Annotated in this window: 16 protein-coding genes; 9 read left to right on the top strand and 7 right to left on the bottom strand. The window is 74.0% G+C overall.

Annotated elements, in window-relative coordinates:
* Positions 1-31: 31 nt before the first annotated feature.
* Together KG103_RS18065 and KG103_RS18060 are read right to left on the bottom strand one after the other, a co-directional pair.
* Positions 32-1,798 (bottom strand): FAD-dependent oxidoreductase, encoded by a 1,767-nt coding sequence (locus tag KG103_RS18065; protein ID WP_207339951.1) that lies wholly within the window; start codon positions 1,796-1,798, stop codon positions 32-34.
* A 104-nt stretch (positions 1,799-1,902) separates the two neighbouring features.
* Positions 1,903-2,547, bottom strand: coding sequence for a TetR/AcrR family transcriptional regulator (locus KG103_RS18060; protein ID WP_207339950.1), 645 nt, complete (start codon positions 2,545-2,547; stop codon positions 1,903-1,905).
* A gap of 57 nt (positions 2,548-2,604) precedes the next feature.
* On the opposite strand from KG103_RS18060, the gene KG103_RS18055 reads away from it, so the two are divergent.
* Positions 2,605-3,297 (top strand): hypothetical protein, encoded by a 693-nt coding sequence (locus KG103_RS18055; protein WP_207339949.1) that lies wholly within the window; start codon positions 2,605-2,607, stop codon positions 3,295-3,297.
* Positions 3,298-3,390: 93 nt separating this feature from the next.
* The gene (locus tag KG103_RS18050; RefSeq protein WP_207339948.1) at positions 3,391-3,732 is read left to right on the top strand and encodes a DUF6223 family protein; all 342 of its coding nucleotides are present in this window, start codon (positions 3,391-3,393) and stop codon (positions 3,730-3,732) included.
* 145 nt (positions 3,733-3,877) lie between these two features.
* Here KG103_RS18050 and KG103_RS18045 read toward each other — a convergent pair whose 3' ends face one another.
* From KG103_RS18045 to KG103_RS18035, 3 genes are all read right to left on the bottom strand, one after another.
* Positions 3,878-5,359, bottom strand: a complete 1,482-nt coding sequence (locus KG103_RS18045; RefSeq protein ID WP_207339947.1) for a hypothetical protein — start codon at positions 5,357-5,359, stop codon at positions 3,878-3,880.
* Between the two features lie 197 nt (positions 5,360-5,556).
* Positions 5,557-5,802 (bottom strand): hypothetical protein, encoded by a 246-nt coding sequence (locus KG103_RS18040; protein WP_207339946.1) that lies wholly within the window; start codon positions 5,800-5,802, stop codon positions 5,557-5,559.
* Between the two features lie 102 nt (positions 5,803-5,904).
* Positions 5,905-6,576, bottom strand: coding sequence for a class I SAM-dependent methyltransferase (locus tag KG103_RS18035; protein ID WP_207339945.1), 672 nt, complete (start codon positions 6,574-6,576; stop codon positions 5,905-5,907).
* 92 nt (positions 6,577-6,668) lie between these two features.
* On the opposite strand from KG103_RS18035, the gene KG103_RS18030 reads away from it, so the two are divergent.
* Positions 6,669-7,124 (top strand): hypothetical protein, encoded by a 456-nt coding sequence (locus KG103_RS18030; RefSeq protein ID WP_207339944.1) that lies wholly within the window; start codon positions 6,669-6,671, stop codon positions 7,122-7,124.
* Positions 7,125-7,145: 21 nt separating this feature from the next.
* On the opposite strand, the gene KG103_RS18025 is transcribed toward KG103_RS18030, so the two are convergent.
* Positions 7,146-7,697 (bottom strand): TetR/AcrR family transcriptional regulator, encoded by a 552-nt coding sequence (locus tag KG103_RS18025; RefSeq protein WP_207339943.1) that lies wholly within the window; start codon positions 7,695-7,697, stop codon positions 7,146-7,148.
* A 53-nt stretch (positions 7,698-7,750) separates the two neighbouring features.
* Between KG103_RS18025 and KG103_RS18020 the strand changes: the two genes are divergently transcribed.
* The gene (locus tag KG103_RS18020) at positions 7,751-9,400 is read left to right on the top strand and encodes an FAD-binding protein (RefSeq protein ID WP_207339942.1); all 1,650 of its coding nucleotides are present in this window, start codon (positions 7,751-7,753) and stop codon (positions 9,398-9,400) included.
* 49 nt (positions 9,401-9,449) lie between these two features.
* Here KG103_RS18020 and KG103_RS18015 read toward each other — a convergent pair whose 3' ends face one another.
* On the bottom strand, positions 9,450-10,451 hold the full coding sequence (locus KG103_RS18015; RefSeq protein ID WP_207339941.1) for a LacI family DNA-binding transcriptional regulator: 1,002 nt from the start codon (positions 10,449-10,451) through the stop codon (positions 9,450-9,452).
* 239 nt (positions 10,452-10,690) lie between these two features.
* Here KG103_RS18015 and KG103_RS18010 point away from each other — a divergent pair, with 239 nt between their 5' ends.
* From KG103_RS18010 to KG103_RS17990, 5 genes are all read left to right on the top strand, one after another.
* The gene (locus tag KG103_RS18010; protein WP_207339940.1) at positions 10,691-12,217 is read left to right on the top strand and encodes an alpha-N-arabinofuranosidase; all 1,527 of its coding nucleotides are present in this window, start codon (positions 10,691-10,693) and stop codon (positions 12,215-12,217) included.
* Positions 12,214-13,077, top strand: a complete 864-nt coding sequence (locus tag KG103_RS18005) for an alpha/beta fold hydrolase (protein WP_207339939.1) — start codon at positions 12,214-12,216, stop codon at positions 13,075-13,077. The genes KG103_RS18010 and KG103_RS18005 overlap by 4 nt, the downstream gene beginning before the upstream one ends.
* A gap of 286 nt (positions 13,078-13,363) precedes the next feature.
* Positions 13,364-13,756, top strand: a complete 393-nt coding sequence (locus tag KG103_RS18000) for a hypothetical protein (RefSeq protein ID WP_207339938.1) — start codon at positions 13,364-13,366, stop codon at positions 13,754-13,756.
* 105 nt (positions 13,757-13,861) lie between these two features.
* Positions 13,862-14,923: a hypothetical protein gene (locus KG103_RS17995; protein ID WP_207339937.1), complete on the top strand. Its 1,062-nt coding sequence runs from the start codon at positions 13,862-13,864 to the stop codon at positions 14,921-14,923.
* Between the two features lie 253 nt (positions 14,924-15,176).
* Positions 15,177-16,229: a hypothetical protein gene (locus KG103_RS17990; RefSeq protein WP_213319952.1), complete on the top strand. Its 1,053-nt coding sequence runs from the start codon at positions 15,177-15,179 to the stop codon at positions 16,227-16,229.
* Positions 16,230-16,284: the final 55 nt, after the last annotated feature.

Below are 16,284 nucleotides of genomic sequence, written 5' to 3'. Positions count from 1 at the left end.
GTCGAGCGGTGCACCTGTGCCCCGGCGAGCCTCACGAGGGGTACGCGACCCCTCGGGGCGGTGCCGGGTCCGTCGGCGTGGCGTCGTCCGTGGGCGCACGGTGCCGCACGACCGTCAGCGGCAGCGCGGCCGCGGCGTGCGCCGGGACGGCGGGGCGCACGGGTGCGACGCGAGCCACCCGCCGGTACGGCTCGCCGAGGGCGGGCCGCGGGTCCGGCTCCCCGGCGTTCGGCCACGTCGCGCACGCCCGCTCGGCCTGCGCGGTGATCGTCAGCGACGGGTTGACCCCGAGGTTCGCGGAGACCGCCGACCCGTCCACGACGTGCAGGCCCGGGTACCCGAACACCCGGTGGTACGCGTCGACGACACCCGTGGAGGCGTCCGAGCCGATCGCGCAGCCGCCGAGGAAGTGCGCCGTCATGGGGACGTCGGCGACCTCCCCGAGCGTGCTCATGGGGATGCCGTCGAGGTGCCGGGCCATCGCCCGGTAGGCGGCGTTGGCCTGCGGCAGCCACGTCGGGTTCGGCTCCCCGTCGCCGCGGGTCGACGTCAGCCGCCACCGGCCCGTCCACGTGCGGCGCGGGCGCACGGTGAGCGAGGCGCCGCCGGTCTGCATGACGAGGCCGATGACCGAGCGGTCCGACCACGTCCGCAGGCCGCTGAGCACGGACACCGCGTGCCCCGGGTGCCGCACGACCTGCCCGATCCAGCGCACCCAGCGCGGTACGCGCCCGCCGCCGTCGGTGAGGACCGTGCCGAGCAGGCCCATGAGGTTGGACCCGCGCCCGTACCGGACCGGCTCGATGTGCGTGCGCTCGTCGAGCCACACCGAGGACGTGATGGCCACGCCGCTGTTGACGCGCGGCCCGCGGGCACCGGGCCGGCGGGCGGCGCCGCCGAGCGCCTCGGAGTTGGTGCGCGTCAGGTGCCCGAGCCGGTCGGACAGGTGCGGCAGCGTCCCGTCGGCCTTGAGGCGGTGCAGCAGCTCCTGGGTGCCCCAGGCCCCGGCGGCGAGGACGACCTGGTCCGCGGCCAGGGTGGTGCGGGGGCGCCGCCGCCCGGTGGGGACGGTGACGACGTCCCAGCGGCCGTCGTCGTGCGGGACGAGGGAGACGACGGTCGTGTCCGGGACGATGCGCGCGCCCGCGCGCTCGGCGAGCCACAGGTAGTTCGTCTCGAGGGTGTTCTTGGCCCCGTGCCGGCAGCCCGTCATGCACTGCCCGCACTCCAGGCAGCCGCGACGCCCGGGGCCGGCGCCTCCGAAGAACGGGTCCGGCACCGGTGCGCCGGGCTCGCCGAACACGACGCCGACCGGCGCGAGCCGGAACGTCCCGGCGACGCCGAGCTCGCGCGCGGCCGCGCGGACCACCTCGTCGGCGGGCGTGAGCGTGGGGTTCTGCACCACCCCGAGCATCCGCTGCGCCTGGTCGTAGTGGGGGGCCAGCTCGTCGCGCCAGTCCGTGAGGGCCGCCCACTGCGGGTCGCGGTAGAAGTCGTCGGACTCCGGGCGGTAGAGCGTGTTGGCGTAGACCAGGGACCCGCCGCCCACCCCGGCCCCGGCCAGCAGCACGACGTCCGGCAGCACGTGGATGCGCTGGATGCCGCGGCACCCCAGCCGCGGTGCCCACAGGAACCGGCGGACGTCCCACGAGGTGCGCGGCAGGGTGTCGGGGGTGAACCGACGGCCGGCCTCCAGCACGGTGACCCGGTAGCCCTTCTCCGACAGGCGCAGCGCCGCGACCGAGCCGCCGAACCCGGAGCCCACGACGACGACGTGCGGGGCGTCGGGGCTCGTCATCGAGCGCACCTCCGGTGGTGTCGCAGCAGGTCGGAGGCCCGACGATAGCCGCGCCGGGCGTCATGGCCGTGGCGCGACGCACTGCTGCACCCGCGGGGCGCGGGTCAGGTGGGTCCGGCCGTGCCCGGGTCGTCGAGCAGCTCGTGGACGACGACGCCCGCCCACCACCGCTCGACCTCGTCCGGCGTCCAGCCGCGGTGGGCGGTGAGGTCCGTCCACGCCTCGAGCGTGCACACGGCGGCGTAGCGGTCCACGGCCCGCTGCGGGTCGAGGCCCTCGCGCAGCGTGCCCGCGGGCCACGACGTGAACGCCGTGAGCCGCGCGTGGTCCCCGCGGCGGGCTCCCTCGCGGGCGAGCTCGGCCAGCTCGGGCTCGGGGGCCTCGCGCAGCGCACGCAGCAGGTCACCCGAGCGCTCGTACAGCCGACGGTCGAACGCCACCGAGATCTCGAGCTGGCGGGCGTGGTCGCCGTCGGCGGCACCGAGGTCGGCCGCGACCTGCGCCGGGTCCGCGGCCAGGTCCGCGGCGTCCATGAGCGCCGTCGCGAGGCCCTTCTTGTTCCCGTACACGGCGTACACCGTCGGCACCGACACCCCGGCCGCCGCGGCGACGTCCCGCACCGTCGTCCCTGCCCAGCCGCGTGCGACGAACGCCTGCCGGGCGGCCTGCGCGATGCGCGTGCGTGTCTCGTCGGCCTGCGCGGTGCGCAGCAGCGACTCGTAGCGACGCGGGCTGCGGTCGTCGGACATCTTGTCCTCCCGGGTTGAACGTGCTTATATCGAATATATCAACGTTCGGGAGGCGTCATGACAGCCACCGGTCGGGCGAGCGGCGCGGCGGGCCTCGGCTTCGTCCTCCTCCTCGTCGTCGCGAACCTCGTCCTCACCTCGGCCGGCCTGCCGCTGCCGACCGACACCTCGACGCTGCCTGAGCTCGGCCGCGCCCACGCCGACGGCGTCGACGCGCTGCGGCTCGCCTCCGCGCTCATGCCCGCAGCCTGGCTGCTCGCGACCGTCTTCGCCGCCGGGCTCGCCGTCGAGTCGTGGCACTCGCCGGCGCGGCGCACGTGGGCGCTCGTCGGGCTCGGCGGGGTGCTCGCCCAGTGCGCGACCTTCGCCGTCGCCGAGGCGGCCCGGCTCGCCGTCGCGGCCGCCGCGCTCGACGGGACGGGCGGCGAGCCGGGCGCGCTCGCGGGCCTGTGGGGGCTGCACCGCGCGGTGTTCGGCTTCAACCAGGTCTTCCTCGCGACGGCGCTGCTCGGGTTCTCCCTCGCCCGGCCCTCGCCACGGGCGCACGCCGCGCTCGGGCTCACGGGTGCCGCCCTCCTGCTCGCGTCCGCCACGGCCGCGCCCTACGGCGTCGGGGGAGCGCAGCCCCTCGCGCTCGCGGGTCTCGCCGGCTGGGTGCTCTGGCTCGGGTGGATCGCGGTGGCCGGGGTACGGCTGCTGCGCACCGGCGCCCACCGTGCCGCCGACCGGTCCGCCGCCGGACGCGTCTGAGCCGGACCTCGCACCACGACCCCGCGCATCCTCCCCGCAGCACCACCGCCGGCCGACCGGCCGGCGGTCCGCACCGCACCGAGAGGACACGCCATGCTCACCACCCAGCTCCTCGGCTACGAGGTCGGCACCGGCCGTCTCGTACCCACCGTCGCGGCCGTGCTCGGCCTCGCCGCCGTCGCCGCGGCCACGCTCGCCGTCTCGCGGTGGCGACGGGCGGCACCCGGCGCGGGAGCCCGTGCGTCCGCCGCCGTCGCCACGGGGGTCCTCGCGGTCGCCGTCGGCGGCGCCCACGCCTCCCAGGCCGCCGGCGGCGTCGGCACCGGCAACGGTCTGGCCGGGGCTGTCGTCGCCGTCGTGCTGGGTGCCGTCGGCGTCCTCGCCGGCGGCGTCGTGCTCGCGGCGCGCGGCGGGCGCACGAGGGCCAGGGGGTGACGACCGGGGCGGCTGCTCGGAGGTGTCGCCGGCTCGGCGTCGCCGCGGCCGCGTGCGGACGACGCGGGCGCCGGCGGGGGGCCCGGTCGGGCCTGATCGGCTGGTCAGCGGGGAGCTGGGACCCGCCGCTCACCCCGGCCCCGGGTCAGAGGTAGCCGCCCGTCGTGGCCTGCGGGGTGGCCTCCTCCTCCACGTGGGCGAGCACCCCACGCAGCACGAGCGTCTCGTACCCGGGCCGACGTACCGCGAGCCACGGGGTCCGCGACATCGGGCACTGGTGGACGCTGACCGTCGCGCCCGGGATCTGCGGGGCGAGGGCGGCGACGTCCTTGGCCGCACCCGTGAGGTGCCGGGTGAGGTAGACGTCCGCACCGCGGCCGCGGATGCCGACGGTGCGCAGGCACGTGCACCGGCTGCACTCCTCCTCGACCGCCGCGCGCTGCCGCTCGACGAGCTGCTGCGTCGCGGTCGCCAGCGGGCGGCGCAGCAGCCGCTGCGCCCCGACGCCGCCGAGGAAGGCCGCGAGCAGCACGAGCGCCCAGGCGACGGCGTCCACCTCGCGGGCGTGCGTGGCGTACAGGTCGGCCAGCAGCCCTTCGGTGACGACCCCCATGACCAGGGCGCCGGCGACGAACCCGACCGCGGCGCCGGTGATCGCCAGCCCGACGCGACGCCGGCCTGCGCCGATGTCCTCCGCCGCGTCCGGGAGCCACCCGCGGATGTAGGCCAGGACCCGCGCGTCCGTCGCCGACAGGCCCGGGGTGTGCGGCAGGCGCCAGCGCTTCCACACGACCAGGCTGACGACGGCCGCGAGCGCCGGCACCCACACCGGCCAGGACGCGAGGATGCCCACCGTGACCAGCACGGCGGCGACGCCGGTAGCGACCAGCCCCGGGAGCCGCTCGCGCCACCACTGCTCGGGCGTCGCCCGGGCGTCACGCAGGGCGACGACCTCCGTGGCGGTGGGGCGCATGGCGACGATCGCCTCGAGCACGAGACGGGCCCCCGCCGGGTCGCCGCGCTCCTCCAGGGCGCGGACCACCTCGACGACGTGCCGCGGCCCGTCCTCGGGTGCGGGAACCAGCTCGACGAGGGTGCGGGCGGTGGCCCCGACGCGTCGCGTCGCCGCGTCGGCGTCGGTGGTGGACCGCGCGAGGGTGTCGACGACCAGCACGCGCCGGGTCAGCAGCGTGGTCCCCGGGGCGATCTCCTTGAGCAGGTGCCAGGTGGCGTCCGCGACCTCGTGCTCGCCGGCGAGCTCGGCCACGCGGGCGAGGAGGTAGCCGTGCGCGACGGCGACGGACCCCTGGAGCCCCTGGCCGAGCCGGTGCAGGGCGCCCAGCGCGTCCGCATCGCCCTGGGCGGCCCGTGCCCCGACCGCGACGACGTCGGCCCAGCTGACGCTGGCGGTGTCCAGGTCGATCTCACCGACGTCACCGAGGATGTCGAGGGCGGCGACCGGGTCGCCGTCGAACAGCGCCGCCCGTGCCCGCGCCGCCCGGGTGTCGTCCTCGGGGCTGAGTCGCGCCTGGCTCTCGACGAGCCCACGGAGCACGTCGAACTCGTCCATCGTGTCGGCCGCGCCCCTCCAGGCACCGAGCAGTGCGTCCGTGTCGATCTGGGGCATGGCCACCGCCTGGTCCCGGGCGGGCGGGCGCCCGCGTGCAGGCACATCCCATCCCGCGCAGCAGGGGTGTGGGGCGACTTCCTGTGTGACGTGGCTCACATCAGGATCGGTTCGGCCTGCTGCCCGGCCCGAGCCCGTGTCCGCCGTCGGCGGGCGCCGGACAGGGCGTCCGGCGCCCGTGAGCAGCGAGGGCCGCGTCAGGCGGGGCCGACGTCCCAGTAGGTCGCCATGGTCGAGAAGTGCGTGGACCGCAGCCGTTCCGGCGCGAGGGTGACCAGCCGCCCGGCGACACGCTCCGTGAGGCGGTCCAGCGTCCGCGCGAGGTGCCGCGGGTCCACCGGCGAGGCGGCGGCCGGGCGGTAGTACGCGAGCGTGACGTGGGGTGTGAAGGGGCCGGACGGGACGATCTCGTCGAGCAGTGCGCGGGCCGCCAGCAGGCGCACGCAGTCCGCCTCGCTCGCGGGCAGCAGGCCGACGACGACGCTCGTGCCGAGCAGGTTGAAGACGGTGGTGAACCGCAGGTCGACCGGCGGCCGGCAGGACAGCTAGTCGCCCCGGTGCCCGGACCCCACGGGGGCCGGGACTGCCGGGCGGGTGGCCCGTCCCAGCACGTGCGGCGACGCGGGCTGCGTGCGACCGGGCGGGAACATGAACCGCTCGAGGTCGTGGATGACGAACCCGGCCGCCGTGATCGCGGCGACCGTGTCGCGGCCGGTGTGGCAGCCGCCGCTGAACAGCGGCCACAGCGTGGCGTCCACGACGCGCTGCACGCGCCGCAGCGTCGGGGTCTGCGCGGCCACGTGCTCGTAGAACCGCAGCTCGCCACCCGGTCGCAGCACCCGGAACGCCTCGCGCAGCGCTGCGGGCGGGTCCCCGACCGAGCAGAGCACGAGCGAGGCGACCACCACGTCCGCCGACGCGTCCGCGAACGGCAGCAGCTCGGCGACCGCGTCGAGCACCCGCACCGGGACGGAGGCGTCCGTGACCCGTCGCTCGGCCCGCCCCCGCAGGTACGGCTCGGGCTCCACGGCGACGACCGAGGTGACGGTGTCGGGGTAGTGCGGGAAGCTCGCGCCGTCGCCCGCCCCCACCTCGACGACCTGCCCGTGCAGCCCCGCCAGGATCCGGCGCCGGTGCGCGGCGACCCCCTGGGCGTCGAGCGTCGGCGACGCGCGGGCGTAGACGCGCGCGAACACCGGGTGGCGGCAGGCGGTCACCCACCCAACGTCGGACCGCGGCCGACCGGTGTCAAGGTCACGGCGGTGCCCGTCCCGGCCGTGCCCGACCGCGCGCGACGTAGGCTCGTGCCGTGGCCACCTTCTCCTCCCTTGCGCGTCAGCACGTCCTCCAGGCGATCGAGGAGTACGACCGCCGGGGGGCCGAGGACTTCCTCGCGGTCTACGGGTTCGCCCCGAACCCCGCGTGGACGATCCAGCACGAGGGCCGCGTGTACGACCTGCCGGCCGTGGTCGGCGTCGCCCACCGCTACGCGACGGGCCGTCTGGCCACGTCGGACGACCTGGCCGGCAGCCTGCCGGTGGCCGGTGCGATCCTGCGCAAGCGGGGCTTCGAGGTGACCGAGCCCGCCGGTGCGTCGACCGCGCGTGCGGTCCGGGCGGCCGCCGCACCCCGCGCCCGCCGGACGACCACGGCCCCCGCCCCCGCCAAGCCGCGCCGGGCGTCGGAGCCGGAGCGCGTCGCCCCGGTCTGCCCGACGTGCTCGATGACGCTGCCCTCGACCGGCGTCTGCGACTACTGCGCCTGACCGCGGGGCGACCGTCGTCGCTCAGGCGGGGGTGATCGGCAGCACGCCGTCCACCAGTGCGCGCAGGTCCTCGCCGCCCTCGCTGGTGGCGACGATCCCGTAGGCCATCCGCACTGCCAGCAGGACGTCCGCGGTGGTGGTGGTCGCGGGGACGAGCCCGGCCCGCTGCGCGCGCGACAGGGTCGCCTCGACCAGCAGGCGCAGCTGGTGGCCGCCGTCGTAGTCGGGCATCGAGCGCCGAGCGTCGACGACCATCTCGACGAACGCCGACTCCTCGACCACCAGGTCGAGCAGGCGTGACCACAGGCGGACGAACGCGTCGGGCGCCTCGTCCTGGGCGATGGCCGTCAGCTCCTCGAAGTGCGTCTCGAAGACCGCGCGGGCGAGGTCGAGGCGGGTGGGGAAGTGCCGGTAGAGCACGCCCTGGCCCGTGCCGGCCTCCTGCGCGATCGCGCTGAGCGGCACGTGGTAGCCGCGTTCGGCGAAGAGGCGGCGGGCGGCGGCGAGGATCGCGCGCCGGTTGCCCGCGGCGGCCGCGGGGCCTCGATTGACGCGCCCCGTGGTTCTGGGCATAGTGGCATTCAACCATCCGGACAACGTTGTCCGGTTTACAGGAGCGAGGGCACGTGTCCGACCGCGAACAGACCTATGACCACACCTACGACGTCGTCGTGGTGGGCACCGGCGCCGCCGGCTTCGCCACCGCGATGGGCGCGATCGACGAGGGACTGAGCGTCCTGCTGGTCGAGAGCACCGACAAGTGGGGCGGCAGCACGGCGATGTCGGGCGGCGGGATGTGGATGCCCGACAACCCGCTGATGCGCCGCGACCGCGTCGGCGACTCCCGCGAGGAGGCGCTGACCTACCTCGAGGCCACCGTCGGCGACGCCGGCCCGGCCACCGACCGCGCCCGCAAGGAGGCGTTCGTCGACGGCGTCGAGGACTTCGTCGTCACCGCCGAGAAGCACGGCATGGTGTTCGCCCGCGCGGCCGACTACCCCGACTACTACCCCGAGCGGCCGGGCGGCAAGATCGGGCGCGCCATCGAGATCGAGCCGCACGACTCCCGCAAGCTCGGGCCGTGGTGGGGCTCGCTGCGCTCGGCGGTGCCGCTGCCCGCCAAGACCGACGACGTGTGGCTGCTCGGTCGCGCCTGGTCCACCCCCAGCGGGTTCGTCCGCGGCGCGCAGCTCGTGTTCCGTGCCCTCGGCGGCGTCGTCACCGGCAAGCGGCTCGTCGGCATCGGCAACGCGCTCGCGACCGCCTTCTGCAAGGCCGTCGTGATCGACGGGCGGGCGCCGATGTGGCTCGAGACGCCCATGGACGACCTGATCGTCGACGACGGCCGGGTCACCGGGATCACCGTGACCCGCGACGGCCGCACGGAGCGCATCCGCGCCACCCGCGGCGTCATGCTGGCCTCGGGCGGCTTCGAGGCCAACGTCGAGTGGCGGCGCAAGCACCACGGGATCGACGGTGCGCCGTCGGGCAACCCCGGCAACGTCGGGCACCCGATCGAGGTCGCGGCCCGTGCCGGCGCGGCGCTCGACCTCATGGACGACGCGTGGTGGGGGGCCTCCATCGCGACGGTCGACGGTGAGCCCGCCTCGTTCATCGTCGGCGAGCGGTCCATGCCGTTCTCGCTGATGGTCGACGCGAAGGGCGCGCGGTTCGCCAACGAGTCCGAGTCCTACGTCGACCTCGGGCACCACATGCTCGAGCACGACAAGGACGGCGCCTACTGGCTCGTCTTCGACGCCCGCCACGGCCGGCGCTACCTGCGCATGTTCGCGATGGACCCCCGCCAGAAGAAGGCGTGGGCGCAAGCCGGCATCACGGTCAAGGCGCCCACGCTCGCGGGCCTGGCCGACGCGATGGGCGTGGACCCCGAGACGTTCCGCGCGACGATCGAGCGGTTCAACGGGTTCGCGCGCACCGGCGTCGACGGCGAGTTCGGGCGCGGCAACTCCGCGTACGACCGGTACTACGGCGACCCGCTGGTGCACCCCAACCCGAACCTCGGCCCGATCGAGAAGGGCCCCTTCGTGGCGTACCGCGTCGTGGTCGGCGACCTGGGCACCAAGGGTGGCGTGCTGACCGACGCCCACGCCCGCGCCCTGCGCGCGGACGGCAGCATCATCGAGGGCCTGTACGCCGCGGGCAACTGCTCGGCCTCGGTCATGGGCCGCACGTACCCCGGGCCCGGGTCGACGATCGGACCGGCGGTCGTGTTCGGCCTGCGCGGCGCCCGCCACATGGCCGCCGCCCGCGCCTGACAGGTCGGTCCGCGCAGAGCCCGGCCGGGGCAGGCAGCACCGGCCGGGCTCAGCGCGTGGTGCCGCGCACCACGAGCCGCACCGGCATGACCAGGTGCTCGACCTGGACGTCGTCACCGGACAGGCGCCGGTCGAGCAGGCGCAGCGACTCCTCGACCACCAGGTCCGTGCGGGGGTCCACCGTCGTGAGGCCCGGCGTGAGGTGCGCACTGACGGCGAGGTTGTCGAAGCCGACCACCTGCACGTCGTCGGGGATGCGCAGGCCGCAGTCGTGCAGCCCGGCCATGACGCCGATCGCCACCTGGTCGGTGACGGCGAAGACGCCGTCGATCGGCAGGCCCTCGGCCACGGCGGTGCGGATCTGCTCGCGGCTCTCGGACATCTCGAAGTGCAGGGGCGGCAGGACGAGGCGCTCGTCGGGGACGAGCCCGGCCTCGACGTGCGCGGCGCGCCACCCGGCCGTGCGCATGCCGACCATGCCGGTCTCGGCCGGGTCGCGCGTGCCGCCGGCGATGGCGATGTGCCGCGCACCGCGGGCGATGAGGTGCGCCGTGGCCAGGTGGGCGCCGTCGAAGTTGCCGAGCATCACCTGGTCGAGGTGGTCGGGCATCCGCTTCTCGCCGAGCAGCACGAGGGGCATGTCGCTCTGCAGGCGGGCCACCTCGTCGTCGTGCATGCCGACGACGGACAGCAGGACCCCGTCGTACATCTGCAGCCGCGCCTGTGAGAGCGCGCTCAGCTCCCCCTCGCGGCTGGCTCCGGTCTGCTCGATCACCAGGTGCCGGCCGGCGGGCCGCAGGGCGTCGGTCACGGCGGCCGCGAGCTCGGCGAAGTAGGGGTGGTCGGCGCGGGGGATGGACAGCGCGATGGTGCCGCTGCGGCCGGCCCGCAGGCTGCGGGCCGTCAGGTTCACCTGGTAGCCCAGCTCGTCGACCGCCGCCAGGACGCGGCGGCGGGTGGCCTCGCTGACGCGCGGGCGGCCGTTCACCACGTTCGACACCGTCATCACGGAGACACCGGACGCCTTGGCGACGTCCTTCAGTGTGGGCATGTCGCCACCCTACGGAGTGTGGGCCGTCGCGCGGGACCCGATGCGCTTGACTTTTGTGATCGTGTACCCGAAGGTCGGGTTGCGCCGCGTGTAACGATAAACCCGAGGACTCGACGACGAGGCTCCCTCCGCCCCGGCAGCCGGACCCCGTCGCCCGTCCGGAGGTCTGTGCGCACGCCGGCCACGCGACTCCCGGTGCGTCAGAGCCGACGCCCGGCACCGACCTCGAAGGGACCTTCGTGTCTTCCCTGACTGCCGTCATCGACCTCGACCTACCCGGGCCGACGATCAGCCGCCACGTCTACGGGCACTTCGCCGAGCACCTGGGACGCTGCATCTACGGCGGCTTCTGGGTCGGTGAGGACTCCGACATCCCGAACGTCCGAGGCATCCGCACCGACGTCGTCGAGGCGCTGCGCGCGCTGCGCATCCCCAACCTGCGCTGGCCCGGCGGCTGCTTCGCCGACGACTACCACTGGCGCGACGGCATCGGCCCGCGCGACGAGCGACCCCGCATGGTCAACTCCCACTGGGGCGACGTCGTCGAGGACAACTCCTTCGGCACCCACGAGTTCATGGACCTGTGCGAGATGCTCGGCGCCGAGCCCTACGTCAACGGCAACGTCGGCTCCGGCACGGTCCGCGAGATGAGCGAGTGGGTCGAGTACCTCACGCGGGCCGACGACTCCCCGATGGCGGCCCTGCGCCGGGCCAACGGCCGCGACGAGCCGTGGGCGCTGCCGTTCTTCGGCATCGGCAACGAGCCGTGGGGCTGCGGCGGCAACATGACCGCGCAGCACTACGCCGACCTGGCCCGCCAGTACGCCACCTACGTGCGCAACCACGGCGGCAACAGCGTCTACAAGATCGCCGCCGGCGCCAACGCCGACGACTACGCGTGGACCGAGACCCTCATGAAGGTCTCGCAGAAGCTGGGCTGCGGCTGCGACCCGCGCGGGTTCTTCCAGGGCGTCTCGATGCACTACTACACGATGTCCGGCGACTGGAGCGACAAGGGCCACGCGACGGCCTTCGACACCGACGACTGGTACGTCACCATGCGCCGCGCCCACAAGATCGAGGAGCTCGTCCGCGGGCACTCCAACGTCATGGACGCGTACGACCCGGAGCACCGCATCGGCCTCGTCGTGGACGAGTGGGGCACGTGGTGGAACGTCGAGGAGGGCACCAACCCGGGGTTCCTGTACCAGCAGAACACCCTGCGCGACGCGTTGGTCGCGAGCCTGCACTTCGACACGTTCCACCGCTACGCGCACCGCATCTCCATGGCGAACATCGCGCAGACGGTCAACGTGCTGCAGGCGATGATCCTCACGGACCCGACGACCGGTGCGCTGGTCCTCACGCCCAGCTACCACGTGTTCGAGATGAACACCGGCCACCACGACGCGTCCGCGCTCGCGGTGAACGTCAAGGGCGAGGTGCCCACGCGGGACGTCGAGGGCAAGGCGCTGCCGCTGCTGTCGATGTCCGCGTCCACCACGGACGACACGGCGCTGATCTCCCTGTCGAACCTCGACGCCGACACCCCGACGACTCTCGTGCTGGACCTGCGCGGCCGTGAGGTCGTGGAGTTCTCGGCCCGCGTGCTGACCGCGCCGTCGATCCAGGCGCACAACACGCCCGAGCAGCCGGACGCCGTCGCGCCCGTCGCGCACGACGGTGTCCGGCGCCACCCCCGCGGGCTCGAGGTCGACCTGCCGGCGCGCTCGTACACCACCGTCCGGCTGGAGCTGGGCGCGTGAGCGGGCAGGGGCTGGGCGTGAACGGGACGACGTGGACGAGCTGGGCGCCGCCCGGGACACCGGGCGCGATCACCGAGCTGCCGGCCGAGGCCGTGCCGACCGACGGGCTGACGGACCACCGCTCCGGTGACCCCGACGCCCCGACGGTCGTGCTGCTGCACGGCGTCACCGACTCGGGCACCACGTGGCCGGACCTGCTGACGCACTGGGGCGACCGGTACGACGTCCACGCACCCGACCTGCGCGGGCACGGCACGTCGCCGCGGTTCACGCCCGCGCAGATGGCGTACGCGCCGGAGGTGCTGGTCGTGGACGTCGTCGCGTTGCTCGACGCGCTGCCCGGGCCGGTCGCGCTCGTCGGGCACTCGCTCGGCGGCGTGACGGCCCTGCGGGCGGCGCTCGTGCGCCCCGAGAAGGTCCGCGCGCTCGTCGTCGAGGACCCGGCCCGCCCGACGGGCGCGCGGGCACCGGAGCCGCAGTTCTCGGCGATGCTGCTCGGCCAGACGCAGGTCGTCATCGACGACCGCGGTGCCGAGATCGCCCGCATGCGCCGCGAGACGCCGTGGAGCGACACCGAGATCGAGGCCTGGGCGGCCACCCGCGCGGACGTCGACCAGGAGTACCTGCGTGCCGGGCTGTTCCTGGGCGACGCGGCGTGGGAGGAGGCGTTCGGCGCCCTGCGTGTGCCGACGCTGCTCGTCCTGCCGGAGGAGGCCACGATGGCGCCGCGGCCCGACGGATTCGACAACCCGCTCGTGCGGACCGTCGTCGTCCCCGGCGCCGGCCACTGTGTGCGCCGCGACCAGCCGGACGCGTACCACGCGCTGGTCGACGCGTTCCTCGCGGAGCACCTGCGCTGACGGGGCGGTCGGCCGAACCACGACGTGCCCGGATCGTCCGAGGGAGCTCGGACCGGTCGCGAGTGGGTTCAGCGTCCTCGGTGAGCGCGGTCCGACACGGATGGGGATCCGTATCGCCACGTCGCTGAGCGTTCGTCAGCGTGAACTGCGCGCGGCACGCGTCAGGCAGCCGGGTCGTGGTGCTCTGTGGCTCGTCTGGCTCGCCCACGGGCTCGTGGTAGCCGCGACCACGCCCAGATCGAGGCTGCTGCAAACGGGTGCACCTCACGCTCCCGGGCTGTGCAGCATGAGCGGGATGGGGAAGTGTCCACCGAGTTCCGACGTGTGGATGCTGGGGGCGACCGTGCAGAGCGACCGACCGACGACATGGCTGTCGCGCAGGACCTCTGGGGCGACGGCGATCGCTGCGCTGCTCGCCATGGGGTGGAGCGTCGCACCCCCGGCGGCTGCCCTTCCGGCCGAGCAACCTGCAGAGTTCCACGCAGATGTCCCTGCGCCGTCCCTCGGGTTGAGCGAGGAGGCGTTCACCGACAGCGGTGTGCGGGTCGCCGCCCGGACGGATCCGTCCTTCGAGGTGTACGCGTGCCTCGAGGAGCCGACCGAGCCTCCGGAGGGGTGGCCGTACGACTTCGCCGAGAAGGGAATGATATCGGCGGAGTTGTCTGTCACTTCTTCATGAGAGGCACCACCGGGCAGATGGGGCTTTCCCACGAGGTGCTCGAGGCGCTGAATCGCCACAACATCCCCTTCGATATTCACATGACCGCATGACGGAGGAGATCTCTTGTACGTGGACCTGACCAGGGAACAGGCGTGGGACGTCGTGCGGCACATCGAGGCGCGCGCGCCTTACCGGCTGTGCCTGCTGGCCGAGCTGATGCGGGACACCGACGGCCCTGTGGACCAGATGGACGCGAGTCTGGAGAGCCTGGTCCCGATGTGGGAGTGGTTCACCACGATCGCGGTGGCCGGATACCCCGGCGTGCCGAGCGACGTGCCGTCGACGTACGAGCCGCTCATCGTCGCGCACGCGGCGCCGGGCACCGCTGATCTGCAGCGTCGCGCCGCCCTGTTGAGCGAAGGGCTGATGCACTATGTCGAGCTGGTGGTGAGGCGGATCGACCCTGAGTCGCGGTGGGACCTGTGGCTGCAGAAGGGCCGCATCCGAATGGCGCAGCACCAGGAGCCGGTCATCCGACTCGCCAACGGCACACCGATTCACGCGACGTACCTTGTGACGGACATGGCGCGGGTCGCCGTGAATGACAAGGGTGGCACCGCCCGGGATCCGCGGGCGCTGCGCGATGAGCTTGCGTCTCACCTCCCCTCGTCCTGGCGGCGTCGCCACCAGGACCCGCAGCCGTCGGTGCTCGTGCCCTACCTGGCCTACGCCGGCCGGACGCCGCCGGCGATCGTGACGTCGAGCCCGCTGGCGGTGTTGTTCGACGCACCCGCCCCGGCGCCCGCGGAGCCGTTCGACGACGTCGGGGTCGAGCTGCTGCTGGCCGTGGGACCGGCTGCGGGCCTGGACGACCCGCGGCACTTCGCGCCCCTGTCCGTCGACACGGTCGCTGCGGTCCTGACCGCGCTCGACGTCACGCACGAGGACGGCCGGCCCGTGAAGGCCCGGGAGCTCCTGGAGGACGGGACCCAGTTGTTCGCGGCCGACGGGACCGCCATGGTCGAGACCATCGCGACCGGCGGTGCGTTGCGTGCACTGTCGGTCGAACCGGCCGGTGGCGGCACCGCCGCGACCTGGTCCCGCATCGAGGACGGTCTGCGCCGGCTCGCGGAGTCCCTGGGTGGTCACCTGGCCTCGGACTCCGAAGGCTGGCCCGAACCGTAGGGCCGAGCTCCGGTCGCGATGGTCGCCCACCGGCGTACATTGCGACTGATGCTGTTCCATCTGCCGATCTCAGGGCGAAGCCAGGTGGGTGCAGCGCCCTGGGAATTGCGTCGGGGACGAGACCACGACGGTTTCCTGGTGTCTCGCATTCAGGCGTATGCGGCCGTGGCGGGCAGAAGTACCGGCGACATCAGGGGGGCGGCACGTCGTACGTGTTCACGTCAATGCGAAGGTGTGGGGGAAGTTCTTGTACGTGGACCTGACCAGGGAACAGGCCTGGGACGTCGTGCGGCACATCGAGGCGCGCGCGCCCTACCGGCTGTGCCTGCTGGCCGAGCTGATGCGGGACACCGACGGCCCTGTGGACCAGATGGATGCGAGTCTGGAGAGCCTGGTCCCGATGTGGGAGTGGTTCACCACGCTCGCCATGGCTGGCTACCCCGACGTCCCTACCGACGTGCCGCCCACGGACGAGCCGCGAATCGTTGCGCACGCACTCCCCGAGTACGTCGATCTCGCGCGCCGTCGCGCCCTCATGTGCGAAGGGCTGACGCACTACATCGAACTGGTGGTCAGGCGGATCGACCCTCAGTCGCGGTGGGACCTGTGGCTGCAGAAGGGCCGCATCCGCATGGCGCAGCACCAGGAGCCGGTCCTCCGGCTCAGCGACGGCACACCGATCCACGTGGTCTACCTTCCGGGCGGCATGGCCCGTCGGTACGAGAAGGGCGAGCTCCATGCCGGTCGGGACCCGCTGGCGCTACGCAAGAACATCACCGAGGACCTTCCCTTGTCGTGGCGACGCGACCAGGACCCGCAGCCGTCGGTGCTCGTGCCCTACCTGGCCTACGCCGGCCGGACGCCGCCGGCGATCGTGACGTCGAGCCCGCTGGCGGTGTTGTTCGACGCACCCGCCCCGGCGCCCGCGGAGCCGTTCGACGACGTCGGGGTCGAGCTGCTGCTGGCCGTGGGACCGGCTGCGGGCCTGGACGACCCGCGGCACTTCGCGCCCCTGTCCGTCGACACGGTCGCTGCGGTCCTGACCGAGCTCGACCTCACGCACGAGGACGGCCGGCCCGTGACACCCCAGGAGCTCCTGGAGGACGGGACCCAGCTGTTCGCCGTCGACGGGACCGCCATGGTCGAGACCATCGCGACCGACGGTGCGTTGCGCGCCCTGTCCGTCGAACCGGCCGGTGGCGGCACCGCCGCCACCTGGTCCCGCATCGAGGACGGTCTGCGCCGGCTCGCGGAGTCCCTGGGTGGTCACCTGGCCTCGGACTCCGAAGGCTGGCCCGAACCGTAGGGGCGAGCTCCGCTCGCGATGGCCGCCCACCGGCGCACATGGCGACTGATGCTGT

The organism is Cellulomonas wangleii (genome assembly GCF_018388445.1).
Lineage (GTDB): Bacteria > Actinomycetota > Actinomycetes > Actinomycetales > Cellulomonadaceae > Cellulomonas > Cellulomonas wangleii.
This window is presented reverse-complemented; position numbering and strand designations above follow the sequence as displayed.

Excerpts from the sequence above, each read along its gene's own strand:
- KG103_RS18065 (WP_207339951.1), bottom strand. The coding sequence starts at position 1,798 with ATGACGAGCCCCGACGCCCCGCACGTCGTCGTCGTGGGCTCCGGGTTC.
- KG103_RS18060 (WP_207339950.1), bottom strand. The coding sequence starts at position 2,547 with ATGTCCGACGACCGCAGCCCGCGTCGCTACGAGTCGCTGCTGCGCACC.
- KG103_RS18055 (WP_207339949.1), top strand. The coding sequence starts at position 2,605 with ATGACAGCCACCGGTCGGGCGAGCGGCGCGGCGGGCCTCGGCTTCGTC.
- KG103_RS18050 (WP_207339948.1), top strand. The coding sequence starts at position 3,391 with ATGCTCACCACCCAGCTCCTCGGCTACGAGGTCGGCACCGGCCGTCTC.
- KG103_RS18045 (WP_207339947.1), bottom strand. The coding sequence starts at position 5,359 with ATGCCCCAGATCGACACGGACGCACTGCTCGGTGCCTGGAGGGGCGCG.
- KG103_RS18025 (WP_207339943.1), bottom strand. The coding sequence starts at position 7,697 with ATGCCCAGAACCACGGGGCGCGTCAATCGAGGCCCCGCGGCCGCCGCG.
- KG103_RS18015 (WP_207339941.1), bottom strand. The coding sequence starts at position 10,451 with ATGCCCACACTGAAGGACGTCGCCAAGGCGTCCGGTGTCTCCGTGATG.
- KG103_RS18000 (WP_207339938.1), top strand. The coding sequence starts at position 13,364 with ATGAGCGGGATGGGGAAGTGTCCACCGAGTTCCGACGTGTGGATGCTG.